This is a genomic window from Clostridium fallax, from assembly GCF_900129365.1.
GTDB lineage: Bacteria > Bacillota > Clostridia > Clostridiales > Clostridiaceae > Clostridium_AH > Clostridium_AH fallax.
The window spans coordinates 18,055-32,588 of record NZ_FQVM01000016.1 but is presented as its reverse complement, the minus strand read 5'-3'; the positions used below and the strand labels follow the sequence as shown (position 1 = coordinate 32,588).

The following is a 14,534-nucleotide window of genomic DNA, read 5'->3' as shown; positions in this document are numbered from 1 at the left end:
GAATGTTATTAGTATATTAAAAATGAAAATTTAAGTGTTTTAATTACAATTATAATATTTATGAATATATTAGAATAAATAAAATTGTAACATTTAAGATTTAAGTTAAATATAATTTATATAGAAGATTAAATAATAAATATGCTATAAAAAGAGGTTAGTATGGAAGATGATATAAAGAAAGATTTAAAAAGTTCAAAGGTAGATTATGTTCATTCTATTATAAAGAATACATTGAGTTTTATTCCAGGGTTTGGAGGAGTGGCATCAGAAGCATTTAATTTAGTTATTTCAGAACCATTAAGTAAAAGACGAGATAAATGGTTAATAAAAATTTATGAATCATTAGTAGAATTACAAAAGAAGGTAGATAATTTTAATATAGAAAGTTTACAAAATAATGATCAATTTATAAGTATCCTATTTAAAGCAACTCAAGTTGCTATGAGAAATCATCAGCATGAAAAATTAAATTCATTGCATAATGCTTGTATAAATACTGCTACCAATATATCAATAGATGAAAATGAGCAAATAATGTTTTTAAATTATATTGATGAGTTGACAATATGGCATTTAAGGATATTAGATTATTTTAATAATCCTATTAAAAAACTTAAAGAGAAGAATATATCAGAAAATAGTTATTCTATGGGATCACCTATGCAGCCATTATTGGATTATTTTCCAGAATTAATTGAAAAAAAATACTTGGTAGATATAATGATAGAGGAGTTATATAGAAAAAAATTATTTGAACTAAATCATCTAAAGTTAACAATGACAGCTAATGGAATGGTTGCACCAAGATTAACTAAATTTGGTGATGATTTTATAAGGTATATTGAAAAAAATAAATTATTAGATATTATATAATTTAACAATTGAGATGTAGTATTTATTTAAAAATAATAATTTATAAGTGAACTTTTTTATTTCTCATAAATTAATATAAAAATATAAATAAAGTATTTTTATTCTATTGTATATAATAAGTTTAATAAGGATATAATTTAAGCTATGAATTTCATTTGTAATATTTTTAAGTTTTAGAATATGTATACAACATATTAAATAAAATGAAATATGCTTAATAGATGTATTAAGTAGTGAAAGCGATTCTGTATTAGAAACTGTTGAGAATAATTTGCAAATTAAGCAGCTCTATAATAAAATTAATTCTGTACTTACAAAAAGAGAGAAAAAAATTTTAGAAATGAGATATGGGCTTATTGATGGACATATTAAAACTCAAAGAGAAATTGCAGCACTATTAAATATTTCTAGAAGCTATGTTTCTAGAATAGAGAAGAAAGCTCTTAAAAAATTATGTAAGGAACTTAATAGTAAAAAGTAAATTAAGAGCTAAATTCCTTTACTTAGGGAATTTAGCTTATTTATATGGAGGAAATATGAAAAAGGTAGGATTATTAGGAAAAAATATTAATTATTCTAAATCACCTAGTATACATAATAAATATTACAAAGATAATAACATTCAATTAAACTATACATTATTTGATACAAGAGAAGAGGATTTAGAAAGTTTTATAAAGAATCTTCCAGAAAATATTATAGGTTTTAATGTTACAGTACCATATAAAGAAAAGATTATATATTATTTAGATGAAGTTAATTATCCAGCGAATTTAATAAAAGCTGTGAATACAGTGGTAAATGTAAGTGGAAAGTTTATAGGGTATAATACAGATTACTTTGGATTTATAAAGAGTTTAGAAGAAAATAATGTAAAAGTTAAAGATAATAACGTATTAATATTAGGAAATGGCGGAGCTTCTAAGGCTGTGTATTTAGCTATAAAAGATCTAGGTGCAAAAGTTATAGATTTTGGATGCAGAAATATAGAAAAGTGCAAAAAAGAATTTATAGAATCTAATGATATTTTAAATATAAATGAGATAAAAGATATATCAAAATATGATCTGGTAATTAATGCAACTACCTTAGGAAATATAAATAATAATATATCTCCTATAACTATAGAAAAGTATAAAAAGTCTACTATTCTTTATGATCTTAATTATATTCCAGAAGTAAATGAATTTTTAAAGAGAGGGTTAGATTTAGGACTTAAAGTAGTTAATGGATGGGATATGCTTTATTATCAGGCAGTTTATTCAATAAAGCTTTGGGAAAAGGAGTTAAATAAGATATAGTTAATGATAAAATTAGAAGAATTACTGCTTACTTTAATAGAAAAAGAGGGCTCAGATCTACATTTATCAGTAGGAATAGAGCCGATGATTAGAATTCATGGTAAACTGCTAAAGATAAAAGAGAAAAAATTAAATTCCTTTGATTTGGAATGTTATACAAAGGAAATACTAAAAGAAAAATTAAAAGAATATTATACTTTAGGAGAAATAGATGCTTCTTATTCTCTTAAAGATATAGGAAGATTTAGGGTAAATATATTTAAAGAAAAAGGAGTAGACGCCATAGCGATAAGGTCTGTTTCTTTAAAAATTCCAACCCTAGATGATTTTAATTATCCAAAGGTACTAAAAGAATTATGCAATAAAAAGAGAGGATTAGTTTTAATAACAGGAGCTACTGGAAGTGGAAAAAGTACTACTTTAGCAGCAATGATAAATGAAATAAATAAAAATAAAGCAATGCACATAATAACTTTAGAAGAACCTATAGAGTTTTTACATTGTCATAATAAATCAATTATTAATCAAAGAGAAATAGGAGTAGATAGTCCTTCGTATAAAAGTGCATTAAAATCTGTACTAAGGGAAGACCCAGATGTAATATTAATAGGGGAACTTAGAGATTACGAGGCTATTGCAACAGCTATTACTGCAGCAGAAACAGGACATTTAGTATTATCTACTTTACATACAATAGGTGCTGCAAAAACTATAGATAGAATAATAGATGTTTTTCCAGCTAATCAACAGATGCAAATTAGAACTCAATTAGCTACTATATTAGAGGGTGTAATATCTCAGCAATTAGTACCAACAATAGATGGAAAAATGATATTAGCATCAGAAATAATGATTTCTAATTCTGCAATAAGAAGTTTAATCAGAGAAGGTAAAAGTTATCAAATAGAATCTATAATACAAACAAGTGGAAAATATAGAATGAAAACTATGGATAAGTCATTACTAGAGATGTATAAAAAAAATTTAATATCTAAAGATACAGTACTAGATTATGGAATAGATAAAGAAGCAATAGAAAAGGAAATTAATTAGAGTAAACTTATTTTTTTAAAGAAAAGTAACTTCTAAATATAAAATTTAGAAGTTACTAAAGAATAAATTTTTGTAAATACTTTAATATAAATTATCTATTAATAAAATTTAAAAAATCATATAATCTAAAAATTTTAAAGAGTAGTTTAAAGGTTCATAATCACTAATGTTATGGATTATTTTATTTATCATTTCTCTTTTCATTATATAACCCTCCCTTAGCTTAGTTTTTTTAAAACCTATTATCCAAAGGATTCATCATATCTATGAAATGGAATTTTTATAAATTCTATTTCATCATTTCATAACATTATAAAACCTCCTTAAAAATATAATGAATTTATATCTTTCCTTTATTATACCATATATTAACAAGTTGATTAAGAAAATAACAAGGTTAAGTGTTATTAAGTAATATCAATTTTTTATTAAACTTATAGTATTTATTTTAAAATTATGCTACAATAGCAATGAATTAAGGGGGAGTTGTTAATGGGTTTTTTTAAAAATATATTACAGCTGATAACCGTAGTATATACTAATGTAGTTTTTATAATTAGTATGTACTATTTAATTATTTCCTTTTTTGGAATTATAAGAATAAAATCTAAAAAAGAAGTAAAACCTAAAAAAAGTTTTGCTTTAATTGTTGCAGCACATAATGAAGAGGCGGTTATAGGAGATGCTGTAGATAGTTTAAAGCAGTTAAAATACCCTAAGGAATTATATGATATTTTTGTAATTGCAGATAATTGTACAGATTCTACAGCAAAAATTGCAAGGGAACATGGAGCAAAAGTTTTTGAAAGAAATGTAGAGGATAAACGTGGTAAAGGTTATGCTCTAGAATGGATGTTTGACAAGATTTTTAAAATGAAGAAAAAATACGATGCTATAGGCGTTTTTGATGCGGATAATTTAGTGTCTGGTAATTTCTTAACTGAGATGAATAGAACTTTGCTTAAGGGATATAAGGTTGTTCAAGGATATTTAGATAGTAAAAATCCTAATGATACTTGGATTACAGGAGCTTATTCAATATCTTTTTGGTCATCAAATAGAATGTTACAGCTTTCAAGAAATAATCTAGGACTTTCTAATCAGTTAGGTGGTACAGGTTTTTGTATAGATACTGGAGTGTTAAAAAAATTAGGTTGGGGTGCAACCTGTTTAACAGAAGATTTGGAATTCACTTGTAAACTAGTCTTAAATGGAGAAAAAGTTGGCTGGGCTCATGATGCTAAGATTTATGATGAAAAGCCTCTTACTTTAGCTCAATCATGGTCACAAAGAAAAAGATGGATGCAAGGTTTTGCAGATGTTTCTAGCAGATATTTTTTAAAGCTTATGAAAAAAGCTTTAAAGAATTTTGATTTTGTAGCTTTTGATTGTGCTTTATATAGTATTCAACCTATAATAATAATTCTTTTAGGAATAGCTATGATACTTAATTTTGTTAATTACTTTAAGATGGCTCCAGGAATGGTAATGTCAGTAGTAAATACTATTAATACTGCTAATTTCAATATGACAATATTTGCAGTAGTACTTTTGGGAATTCTACAATTTATCTACTTACCATTTATTTTATTATTAGATAAAAAATTAAGCTTAAAAGCTTTTTGGTATTATATAATATTGCCAATATTTTCTTTAACTTGGATACCTATTTCAGTTCAAGGAATACTTCATAAAAATGATAAAGAATGGTCTCATACTTTACATACAAGAAGTGTAAAAATAAGAGAACTTGAAAAGGTGAAGTAAAGTTTTAGAATTTACAAAATAGATAGAACTTTAAGAGAATAGGCAAAATCCTATTCTCTTTTTTTAATAAATTATTAAAATAAAGATAATTTTTTAAAAATAAAGAGGAAAAATACACTTTATGTTGAATATATTAAGGTATTAATTATTAGAGCGCAAGGAGGGAAGACATAATATAAATGCAAAAATATATAGTTGGAATGGATATTGGAAGTAATAGCATTTGCGCTACTTTAGCTACAACTGAAAATGAAGACTTTGAAATTATACATACTGTATCAGTTAAATCACAGGGTATAACAAAGGGGGTAATAACAGATATCAATTTAGCCTCAGAAGCAGTTAGGAATTGTAGTGAAAAATTAAGTAGTGCCACTAATTTAGATTTAAAAGATTATTATGTAGGAATAAGTAATTCACAGTGTAGAGTTATAGAGTCAATTGGATATAGTTATATATGTTCTAGTGAAAATATAATAGAAAGTGAAGATATATATAGATCAATAGAAGAAGCAAAAAAAATTAGTATGCACAACGATGAGGAAATATTGGATATTTTAATAGAATCATTTATAATAGATGGGGAAACTATTACAAAAAATCCAATGAACCTTAAGGGTGAAAAATTAGAAGTAGTTACATCTATAATTTTATGCAAAAAAGAAATAATAAACAGTTATAGAAATGTATTTTTACTTTCTAAACTAAATATTAAAGGATTTCTTTTGAATTCTAATTCTTTAAAAAGTATACTATTAAATGAAAGAACTTTAGGATTAAATACATTAATAATAGATGTAGGAGCAGAATGTACTGATCTTGCTTATTATGAAAAGAATCAGTTGAAATTTATATCTTCTAGTGTTGTTGGTGGTGAAAATATATCAAGGGATTTATCTATCTGTGCTAAGATACCTTTTGAAGAAGCAGAAAAAATTAAATTGCAATTTAGTGAAAACTATAGAACAATTTTTAAAAAGGGCTTAGTTAATGGGTTAAAAGTTAGTGATTCTAGCTTAGATGATGAATTATACTATTATGTAGTTAATGCAAGATTAGATGAAATTTCTAAGATTTGTTATAAAAATCTACTAGAGGGAGGAATAGTAGATTCTATTAATGAAATTTTCATAATTGGTGAAGGAATAACAAATTTTGAAGATATAAAATATGTTTTTGAAGATATTTTTAAAAAGAAAGTATTTATAGTAACAAAAAATCAATTAGGATTACAAAATTCTTCTATAATAAACTCAATAGGTATTGTTAAAGATGCCTTTGATAAGGTAAAATTAGAAGTAGATATAAAAATATTGCAAGCACAAAAAATTAAAAAAATAGAAAATAAATTTGAAGAGGAAAATATTAAGACTGATTCTAAGAAAAAATCATGGCTTAAAAACTTAAAAAGACTTATTGATGACATTTTCTAAAGGAGGAATTATTTTGTTAGATTTTGATGTAGATATGCAAGAGTTTGCCAATATAAAGGTAATTGGATGTGGCGGTGGCGGAAGCAACGCTGTTAATAGAATGATAGTTGAAGGATTAAAAAATGTTGAGTTTATAGCAATAAATACAGATAAACAAGCATTACTTTTATCACATGCTACACAAAAAATACAAATAGGTGATAAACTAACAAAGGGGTTAGGTGCAGGCGCTAATCCAGAGATAGGAAAAAAAGCAGCAGAAGAGAGTAAAGATGAAATTGCAGAAGCAATAAAAGGTGCTGATATGGTGTTTATCACTGCTGGTATGGGTGGTGGAACTGGTACTGGTGCTGCGCCTGTTGTAGCAGAAATAGCAAAATCAATGGGAATATTAACTGTAGGGGTTGTAACAAAACCTTTTCCTTTTGAAGGTAGAAGAAGAATGAAACATGCTGAAATGGGTATAGATAACCTTAAGCAACGAGTAGATACACTAGTTACAATACCTAATGAAAGATTATTAACAATGGTTGATAAGAAAACAACTTTATTAGAATCTTTTAAACTAGCAGATGATGTTTTAAGACAAGGTGTACAAGGTATATCAGACCTTATAACAATTCCAGGTCTTGTAAACTTAGACTTTGCAGACGTTAGAGCTGTTATGCTTGATAAAGGATTGGCTCATATGGGTGTTGGTAATGGTACTGGTGAAACTAGAGCTCAAGATGCTGCAAAGCAAGCAATATCATCACCATTACTTGAAACTTCTATAGTAGGAGCTACTGGGGTGCTATTAAATGTAACTGGTGGAGCTGACTTAGGACTTTTAGAAATAAATGAAGCAGCAGAAATAGTACAAGAAGCTGCAGATCCAGATGCAAATATAATATTTGGAGCTGTTATAGATGAATCTCTTAAAGATGAAATAAGAATAACAGTAATTGCAACAGGATTTGAAAAAGGAGCAAATGAAATAGGTTCTCAAACTATAGAGGAAACTGTTTCAGAAACTAATATAGATATGGCAGAAAGAGAAGTGGCATCAACTACTTCAAACTCAAATTCAGGAGATGAATTAGATATTCCAGCATTTCTAAGAAGATCAAGAAGATAAAATTTAAAAAAGCAGAGAATAAAATATAATAGTTTTATAATATATACTTTCTTAATTTTACAAATTAAGAAAGTATATTTTTTTTATTTAAAAAAAGAAATGTTTTTATGTGGATTTTTAAATATTACTGTAGGAAATAAATATATAAAAAATAGATTTAAGAAATACAAAATGACAAAATTTTATTGAAGCAAGTTTTATAATTATTTGTAAGGAGTGATTATATGGATTTATATGTAGATGTATTATTATTTGAAAATTTTATAGTTAATGGTTTTTTACTTTTAATTTTAAATCAAATTTTAAAGATAGAAGTTAACTACAAAAGACTTTTAATTGCAGCTACTATAGGAAGTCTTTACACTTTAACAATGGTGATTCCTGATTTAGAGTTTTTATCAAAACTTGTTTTTAAAGTGTTAGTTGCAGTTTTAATGATTTACATTTTGAATAAGACTAAAGATTTAAAGGTTATGATAAAATCTGTAATAAGTTTTTTCCTTTTATCCATATTATTAAGTGGGTTTTGTTTAACTTTTGTTATATATAAAAATTCTTATAATTTAGGAGAAGATTATGTAATAAGTGAGTTTTCTTTTAAGTTTGTTTTACTTTCTATTATGATAATATATCTTATTTTATTTAGAGTTATTTTATATATAAAAGATAAAAGGATTTTAACATCATTAATTTATGATGTAACAATTATAGAAAAAGGTATAGAGTATAAATTTAAGGCCTTCTTAGATACAGGAAATGAATTAACAGAACCAGCCACTTGCTTACCTGTAATAATTGTTGAAGACAGTTATTTAGAAAATATAAACTTTTTTAAAAAGGATATATACAATATACCTTATAAAGCTATAAATGGACATACTGGTATTCTTAAAGGATTTATACCAGATGAAATATATTTAAAAATAGATGAAGATAAAGTAATAAAAAAAAGAGCAATAATTTGCTTATGCAAAGAAAATTTAAGTAGAACAAAAGAATTTAATGGTTTATTATCTAGAGGAATTTTATAAGGGGGAGAAAAAAATGGGGAGAATATCATTATGGCTTAACAGAATTTTATGTAAGTTTAAAGGGCTTTTTAAGTCTTTGCATTATGTTGGAGGAAATGATGCACTGCCACCTCCACTAACAAAGGATGAAGAGGATAAGCTTGTTTTAAAACTTATGTCAGGGGAAGAATCAATAAGAAGTATATTAATTGAGAGAAATTTAAGATTAGTAGTTTATATAGCAAGAAAATTTGAAAACACTGGCGTTGGTGTTGAAGATTTAATATCTGTAGGTACCATTGGACTTATAAAGGCAGTAAATACTTTTAATCCAGAGAAAAAAATAAAACTTGCAACATATGCATCAAGATGTATAGAAAATGAAATACTTATGTACTTAAGACGAAATAGTAAAGTAAAAGCTGAAATATCTTTTTATGAACCTTTAAATATAGATTGGGATGGAAATGAACTTTTATTATCAGATATTTTAGGAACAGACAATGATATTGTTTATAATTTAATTGAAGATGAAGTTGATAAGCAATTATTATTTTTAGCTATGAAAAGTCTAAATGAAAGAGAAAAGGAAATAGTAAAGTTAAGATTTGGACTATTTGGAACTAGGGAAAAAACACAAAAAGAAGTAGCAGATATGCTTGGGATATCTCAATCTTATATATCTAGATTAGAAAAGAAAATAATAAGAAGATTAAAAAAAGAAATTAATAGAATGGTATAGGTTTGTCTTTAGTATAAAATTTCTCTCTTGCGGTAAGAATATAAATGCACTAAGTCATACTTCAAAGGAGTTGAAAAACGTGATTATAAACAAAGTAGAAATTTGTGGCGTTAATACCTCAAAGCTCCCAGTATTAAAGGAGAAAGAAATGAAAGAACTCCTTTTAAAAATGAAGGATGGAGATATAACCGCAAGAGAGAAATTTATAAAAGGAAATTTAAGATTAGTATTAAGCGTAATTCAAAGATTTAACAACAGAGGGGAAAATGTTGATGACTTGTTTCAGGTTGGCTGTATAGGACTTATGAAATCAATAGACAATTTTGATCTTTCTCAAAATGTAAAATTTTCTACTTATGCTGTACCAATGATAATAGGGGAAATAAGAAGATATTTAAGAGATAATAACTCTATAAGAGTAAGTAGATCCTTAAGAGATATAGCATATAGAGCATTATTAGTTAGAGATAAACTTGTAAATGATAATAATAAGGAGCCAACAGTATCTCAGATTGCAAAGGAATTAAATCTTCCAAGGGAAGAAGTTGTATTTGCATTAGATGCAATACAGGATCCAGTTTCTCTTTTTGAACCTATATATCATGATGGAGGAGATGCTATCTATGTTATGGATCAAATCTCTGATACAAAAAATTTAGATGATAATTGGCTAGAAAATATCTCCATAAAAGAAGCCATGAAAAAATTAAATGATAGAGAAAAGCTAATATTAAATTTAAGGTTTTTTAATGGAAGAACCCAAATGGAAGTAGCAGATGAAATAGGAATTTCTCAGGCACAAGTTTCAAGACTTGAAAAAACAGCATTAAAACATATGAGAAAATATGTTTAGAGCTCTTTTAAGAGCTCTTTTTTTTATATTAAATAAAATAAGAATATATTTTATAAGATAATTCATATATTGATATTAATAAGGAGGGATTTTATGGAGTTTAATTTTCATTCTCTTAATAATATAAAAAACATGGAGATAATAGATTTAAAATTAGGTGCTAAAATAGGCTTTATAAGAGATTTAAAGATTAATTGTGATGAAAGTAAAATTGAATCTATATTAATTCCTATACAAAAAAATAGCTTTTTTGGAAAAATGGAATTTATAGAAATACCTTGGAGTGACATAATAAAAATAGGGGTAGATGTAATTTTAGTGGATACAAAAGGAAAATTAGAAGGAGATAACTAGAAAAATCCATGAAAAATGTGTATAATAGGGTATACACTTTGATGGAAGGGCGTGAAATAGTTGAGATGTCCATATTGTGCTTATGAAGAAAGTAAGGTTGTAGATTCAAGATCAACAGATGATTATGCAGCTATTAGAAGGAGAAGAGAATGTTTAGGTTGTGGTAAAAGATATACAACATATGAAAAGGTAGAGGATATACCTATACTAGTAATAAAAAAAGATTTAACGAGAGAAAATTTTAATAAAGGAAAGATAATTAATGGTCTTATAAAAGCTTGCCAAAAAAGACCGGTTTCTAGAAAGCAAATAGAAGATATTGCAGAGGATATTGAAAAGAAAATCAGCAATAAAATGCTTGCAGAGGTTAAATCTGATTACATAGGGGAAATGATAATGGAAAGGCTTAAATCTATTGATGAAGTATCCTATGTTAGATTTGCATCGGTTTATAGACAATTTAAAGATATTAATACCTTTATGGAAGAAATAAAAAATTTAATGAATGTAGAAAATAGTGATGATGAAAAATAAGCAAGGAGTTTTATAATCTCTTTGCTTATTTTTTTAAAATTTAATGTTAAAGTAGTGTTAAAAAAATTAAAAAATTGTTCTTTTACTGTATAATTATATTAAGATATTTTAGGAGGAGTTTTTATGGATAAAAAAATAATAAATATAAAAGATATGGAATTTATAAAATTACAAGATAAAAATATTAATATGCTCTTCTCTACAGCTAAAAATAATGTGAGCTTTAAAATAGGAAGTAATGAATTATATAATCATTTAGATGACTTAAAAGAAGATTTAAACTTAAAGGATTTTAAGTTTTTAGAACAAATACATGGTAATAAAATATATAATATAGATAAAGATTTTGGATTAGATATAAAAAAAGGTGATGGACTTTATACAAAAAGAAAGTCTATAGCTATAGGAGTTTTTACTGCAGATTGTGTTCCTGTAATTCTTTATGATAATAAAAATAATATTATTTCAGCAGTTCATAGTGGATGGAAGGGAACCTTTGAAGAAATTAGTGGAAAGGCAGTAGATATATTTATAAAAAATGGATCAAATCCATCAAATATTAAAGTTATAATAGGACCTCATATTTGCAGTAAATGTTATGAAGTTAGTGAGGAGCTTATAGAGAAATTTAAATCTAAAGATATTTTTAATAATTTTAAAATACATGAAGGAAGATTTTTGAATCTTGAAAATTGCGTAAAGTCTCAACTTTTATATAGAGGAATAAAAGAGGAAAATATAATATCATTAAAAATTTGTACTTTATGTGAGAAGAATATAAAATTACATTCTTATAGAAAAGATAAAGAAAATTCAGGACGTTTAATTTCATTTATTTATATGAATTAAGGAGGACATAATATGGCATATGAAAAGATTCTTATAGTTGATGATGAAGAACATATCGTAGAGCTTGTTAAATTTAATATAGAAAATGCAGGATTTAAGGCTATTACAGCTTATAATGGAATAGATGCTATAAAAAAGGCAAAAGAAGAAAAACCATCTTTAATATTATTAGATTTAATGATACCTGGGAAGGATGGTTATGATGTTTGCAAAGAAATAAGAAAGAATGAAGAAACTTGTAATATTCCAATCATTATGATAACAGCTAAAGGAGAAGAATTAGATAAAATATTAGGGTTAGAATTAGGGGCAGATGATTATATAACAAAACCTTTTTCAATTAGAGAACTTATAGCTAGAGTTAGGGCAGTTTTAAGAAGAACCACTGTTGTTTCTAATTATGATAAATCTTTAAAAATGGGAAATTTAGAGATCGATTTTGTAAAGCATGAGATTTTAAAAAATGGAAAAAAGGTAGATTTAACATTAAAGGAATTTGAACTTTTAGAAAATCTTATTAAAAATAAAGGTAAGGTTTTAACAAGAGAAGTTTTATTAGATAAAATATGGGGATATGAATATATAGGAGAAACAAGAACTGTAGATGTACATATAAGACATCTAAGAAAAAAAATAGAGGATGATGATAAGAATCCTAAGTTTATAGAAACAATAAGAGGTATAGGATATAGATTTGGTTATGGAGAATAAAAAATGAAAAAAAAGATAATGTTTTCCTTTGGAATAACTATTATATTTTCTTTGATGATAATAACATGTTCTTTTGTTGCAATTTCAAATTATCAAAATATAGATAGAACAAAGGATAATTTAATGCATTACAACGATGTTATTGCTATTTCCTTAAGAAATAATTCTAATAAAGAAGATATAATAAATACCCTTAAAGACTTAAAAGAAAGAGATAAAGGTATAAGGCTAACTTTAGTTGAAAAGGATGGAAAGGTTATATATGATTCAGAAGGATTAGATATTTATGAAAACTATATATATAGGGAAGAGATTGAAAAGGCTATGAAAGAAGGAGAAGGCGATGGTACAAGGTTTAATAAAAAGCTAAATTCTAATGTAGCTTATTATGCTACAAAAATAAATGAGGATTATATTATAAGAAGTGCCATACCTTTAGAAAACTTAAGATTATTTCATCAACATAATATTAAGTTTTATTTTTTTACATTAACTTTTGTTATTTTAATATCTATATTTATATCTCAAAAATTAACAAAAATAATTGTAGAACCTTTAAACGAATTAGAACTTATGACATCAAAAATATCTAGTGGAGAGTTAGGAAGAAGGGTTAAAATTACATCTAATGATGAACTAGGATCTTTAGGGAAAACCTTTAATGAAATGGCAGATCAACTTCAAAGTACTATGGCAGAGCTTATAGACAAACAAAATAGATTAGAAGCTATTTTAAAAAGTATGGATAGTGGAGTTATTGCAATAGATAGAAATCATAGGGTTATTATGATAAATCCTTATGCGGAAAAAATATTTGGAATTAAAAATAAAATTATAGGTGAAACTCTTAAAGACACTATAAAAGATTTTGATTTAGATAATATTTTTGAAAATCCTAATGAATATAGAGAAGTAAAAATAGATTCTCCAAATAAAAAAGAACTTAGAATTAAAACAGCGGAAATAATTAATGAAGGTGAGCATATAGGTACAGTAGCCGTAGTTCAAGATATTACAGATATAAAAATTTTAGAGAATATAAGATCTCAATTTGTAGCCAATGTTTCTCATGAATTAAAGACTCCTCTTACATCTATAAAGGGATTTGCTGAAACTTTAAAATATGTAGAAGATGAGGAGCATAGAGTTAAATTTTTAGATATAATAAATGATGAGGCTGAAAGATTAACAAGACTTATAAATGATATATTAAGTTTATCTAATATAGAGCAAAATAAAGAAATTAATTTAACTTATTTTGATCCTAATAAGGTTATAGAAAATGTATATACTATGATGAAAATAGAAGCTAAGAAAAAGGATATAGAACTTTTTATAAACCTTAATAGTACATTTACTCTATTAGGAGATAAGGATAAGTTTAAACAGATGATATTAAACATTGTAGATAATGCTATAAAATATTCAGAAAAAAATGATAAAGTATATATAGAAACTGAAAATAATAATGGTAAATTTAAAGTTTCTATAAAAGATACAGGAATAGGTATACCTAAAAAAGATATACCAAGGCTTTTTGAAAGATTTTATAGAGTGGATAAAGCAAGATCTAGAGCTAAAGGTGGAACAGGATTGGGGCTTGCCATTGTAAAACATATAATAAAAACTTTTAATGGAGATATAGAAGTATTAAGTGAGATAGGAAAAGGTACAACATTTATAGTTACAATAAAAGGACAAAATATAAAATAAAATTTATTATAAAAGAGTTATCTAAATATAAAATGAACCTTGAAAAGGAGATTTTTATTGTGATAGCTCTTTTTTATTGTAATTAATGTTAAGTAAAGTTAATAAAGAATATTTTTATAAAATTTAATAAAATATTTTGCCAAAGAGAATAATAACCTTAAAGCTATGTTAAAAGAATTTAATGGAATTATAAAAAATCTTAACAGAGAAACAATACTAAT

General features: G+C 25.5%; 14 protein-coding genes and 1 pseudogene. All 15 read left to right on the top strand.

Features of this window, described 5'->3' with window-relative positions:
• Nucleotides 1-162: 162 nt before the first annotated feature.
• A complete protein-coding gene (locus tag BUA70_RS08775; protein WP_072896394.1) occupies nt 163-876 on the top strand; it encodes a hypothetical protein in 714 nt (237 codons plus the stop codon).
• A gap of 202 nt (nt 877-1,078) precedes the next feature.
• A pseudogene (locus tag BUA70_RS08770) lies at nt 1,079-1,357 on the top strand (sigma-70 family RNA polymerase sigma factor); the annotation flags it as partial.
• A gap of 55 nt (nt 1,358-1,412) precedes the next feature.
• The gene (locus BUA70_RS08765) at nt 1,413-2,177 is read left to right on the top strand and encodes a shikimate dehydrogenase family protein (RefSeq protein WP_072896392.1); all 765 of its coding nucleotides are present in this window, start codon (nt 1,413-1,415) and stop codon (nt 2,175-2,177) included.
• Nucleotides 2,178-2,180: 3 nt separating this feature from the next.
• Nucleotides 2,181-3,230, top strand: coding sequence for a type IV pilus twitching motility protein PilT (locus BUA70_RS08760; RefSeq protein ID WP_072896390.1), 1,050 nt, complete (start codon nt 2,181-2,183; stop codon nt 3,228-3,230).
• Between the two features lie 492 nt (nt 3,231-3,722).
• Complete coding sequence (locus tag BUA70_RS08755) at nt 3,723-4,997, top strand: glycosyltransferase family 2 protein (RefSeq protein ID WP_072896388.1); 1,275 nt, start codon at nt 3,723-3,725, stop codon at nt 4,995-4,997.
• Between the two features lie 179 nt (nt 4,998-5,176).
• Nucleotides 5,177-6,430: a cell division protein FtsA gene (gene ftsA / locus BUA70_RS08750; RefSeq protein ID WP_072896386.1), complete on the top strand. Its 1,254-nt coding sequence runs from the start codon at nt 5,177-5,179 to the stop codon at nt 6,428-6,430.
• Nucleotides 6,431-6,443: 13 nt separating this feature from the next.
• A complete protein-coding gene (ftsZ, locus tag BUA70_RS08745) occupies nt 6,444-7,547 on the top strand; it encodes a cell division protein FtsZ (protein ID WP_072896383.1) in 1,104 nt (367 codons plus the stop codon).
• Between the two features lie 224 nt (nt 7,548-7,771).
• Nucleotides 7,772-8,578 carry a sigma-E processing peptidase SpoIIGA gene (locus BUA70_RS08740; RefSeq protein ID WP_072896381.1) on the top strand — a complete coding sequence of 269 codons (807 nt, stop codon included), beginning with the start codon at nt 7,772-7,774 and terminating at the stop codon, nt 8,576-8,578.
• A 13-nt stretch (nt 8,579-8,591) separates the two neighbouring features.
• A complete protein-coding gene (sigE, locus tag BUA70_RS08735) occupies nt 8,592-9,299 on the top strand; it encodes an RNA polymerase sporulation sigma factor SigE (protein ID WP_072896379.1) in 708 nt (235 codons plus the stop codon).
• Nucleotides 9,300-9,378: 79 nt separating this feature from the next.
• Complete coding sequence (gene sigG, locus BUA70_RS08730; RefSeq protein ID WP_072896376.1) at nt 9,379-10,152, top strand: RNA polymerase sporulation sigma factor SigG; 774 nt, start codon at nt 9,379-9,381, stop codon at nt 10,150-10,152.
• Nucleotides 10,153-10,245: 93 nt separating this feature from the next.
• Nucleotides 10,246-10,506, top strand: a complete 261-nt coding sequence (locus BUA70_RS08725) for a YlmC/YmxH family sporulation protein (protein WP_072896373.1) — start codon at nt 10,246-10,248, stop codon at nt 10,504-10,506.
• A 60-nt stretch (nt 10,507-10,566) separates the two neighbouring features.
• Nucleotides 10,567-11,040, top strand: a complete 474-nt coding sequence (gene nrdR, locus BUA70_RS08720; protein ID WP_072896371.1) for a transcriptional regulator NrdR — start codon at nt 10,567-10,569, stop codon at nt 11,038-11,040.
• A gap of 123 nt (nt 11,041-11,163) precedes the next feature.
• Nucleotides 11,164-11,889: a peptidoglycan editing factor PgeF gene (pgeF, locus tag BUA70_RS08715; protein ID WP_072896368.1), complete on the top strand. Its 726-nt coding sequence runs from the start codon at nt 11,164-11,166 to the stop codon at nt 11,887-11,889.
• Between the two features lie 12 nt (nt 11,890-11,901).
• On the top strand, nt 11,902-12,600 hold the full coding sequence (locus BUA70_RS08710; protein WP_072896365.1) for a response regulator transcription factor: 699 nt from the start codon (nt 11,902-11,904) through the stop codon (nt 12,598-12,600).
• Between the two features lie 3 nt (nt 12,601-12,603).
• Nucleotides 12,604-14,313 (top strand): two-component system histidine kinase PnpS, encoded by a 1,710-nt coding sequence (gene pnpS, locus BUA70_RS08705; RefSeq protein WP_072896363.1) that lies wholly within the window; start codon nt 12,604-12,606, stop codon nt 14,311-14,313.
• Nucleotides 14,314-14,534: the final 221 nt, after the last annotated feature.

Coding starts and splice junctions, on each gene's coding strand:
- BUA70_RS08755 (WP_072896388.1), top strand. CDS start 3,723: ATGGGTTTTTTTAAAAATATATTACAGCTGATAACCGTAGTATATACT.
- BUA70_RS08710 (WP_072896365.1), top strand. CDS start 11,902: ATGGCATATGAAAAGATTCTTATAGTTGATGATGAAGAACATATCGTA.
- pgeF (WP_072896368.1), top strand. CDS start 11,164: ATGGATAAAAAAATAATAAATATAAAAGATATGGAATTTATAAAATTA.
- BUA70_RS08775 (WP_072896394.1), top strand. CDS start 163: ATGGAAGATGATATAAAGAAAGATTTAAAAAGTTCAAAGGTAGATTAT.
- sigE (WP_072896379.1), top strand. CDS start 8,592: ATGGGGAGAATATCATTATGGCTTAACAGAATTTTATGTAAGTTTAAA.
- pnpS (WP_072896363.1), top strand. CDS start 12,604: ATGAAAAAAAAGATAATGTTTTCCTTTGGAATAACTATTATATTTTCT.
- BUA70_RS08740 (WP_072896381.1), top strand. CDS start 7,772: ATGGATTTATATGTAGATGTATTATTATTTGAAAATTTTATAGTTAAT.
- ftsA (WP_072896386.1), top strand. CDS start 5,177: ATGCAAAAATATATAGTTGGAATGGATATTGGAAGTAATAGCATTTGC.
- BUA70_RS08765 (WP_072896392.1), top strand. CDS start 1,413: ATGAAAAAGGTAGGATTATTAGGAAAAAATATTAATTATTCTAAATCA.
- BUA70_RS08725 (WP_072896373.1), top strand. CDS start 10,246: ATGGAGTTTAATTTTCATTCTCTTAATAATATAAAAAACATGGAGATA.
- BUA70_RS08760 (WP_072896390.1), top strand. CDS start 2,181: ATGATAAAATTAGAAGAATTACTGCTTACTTTAATAGAAAAAGAGGGC.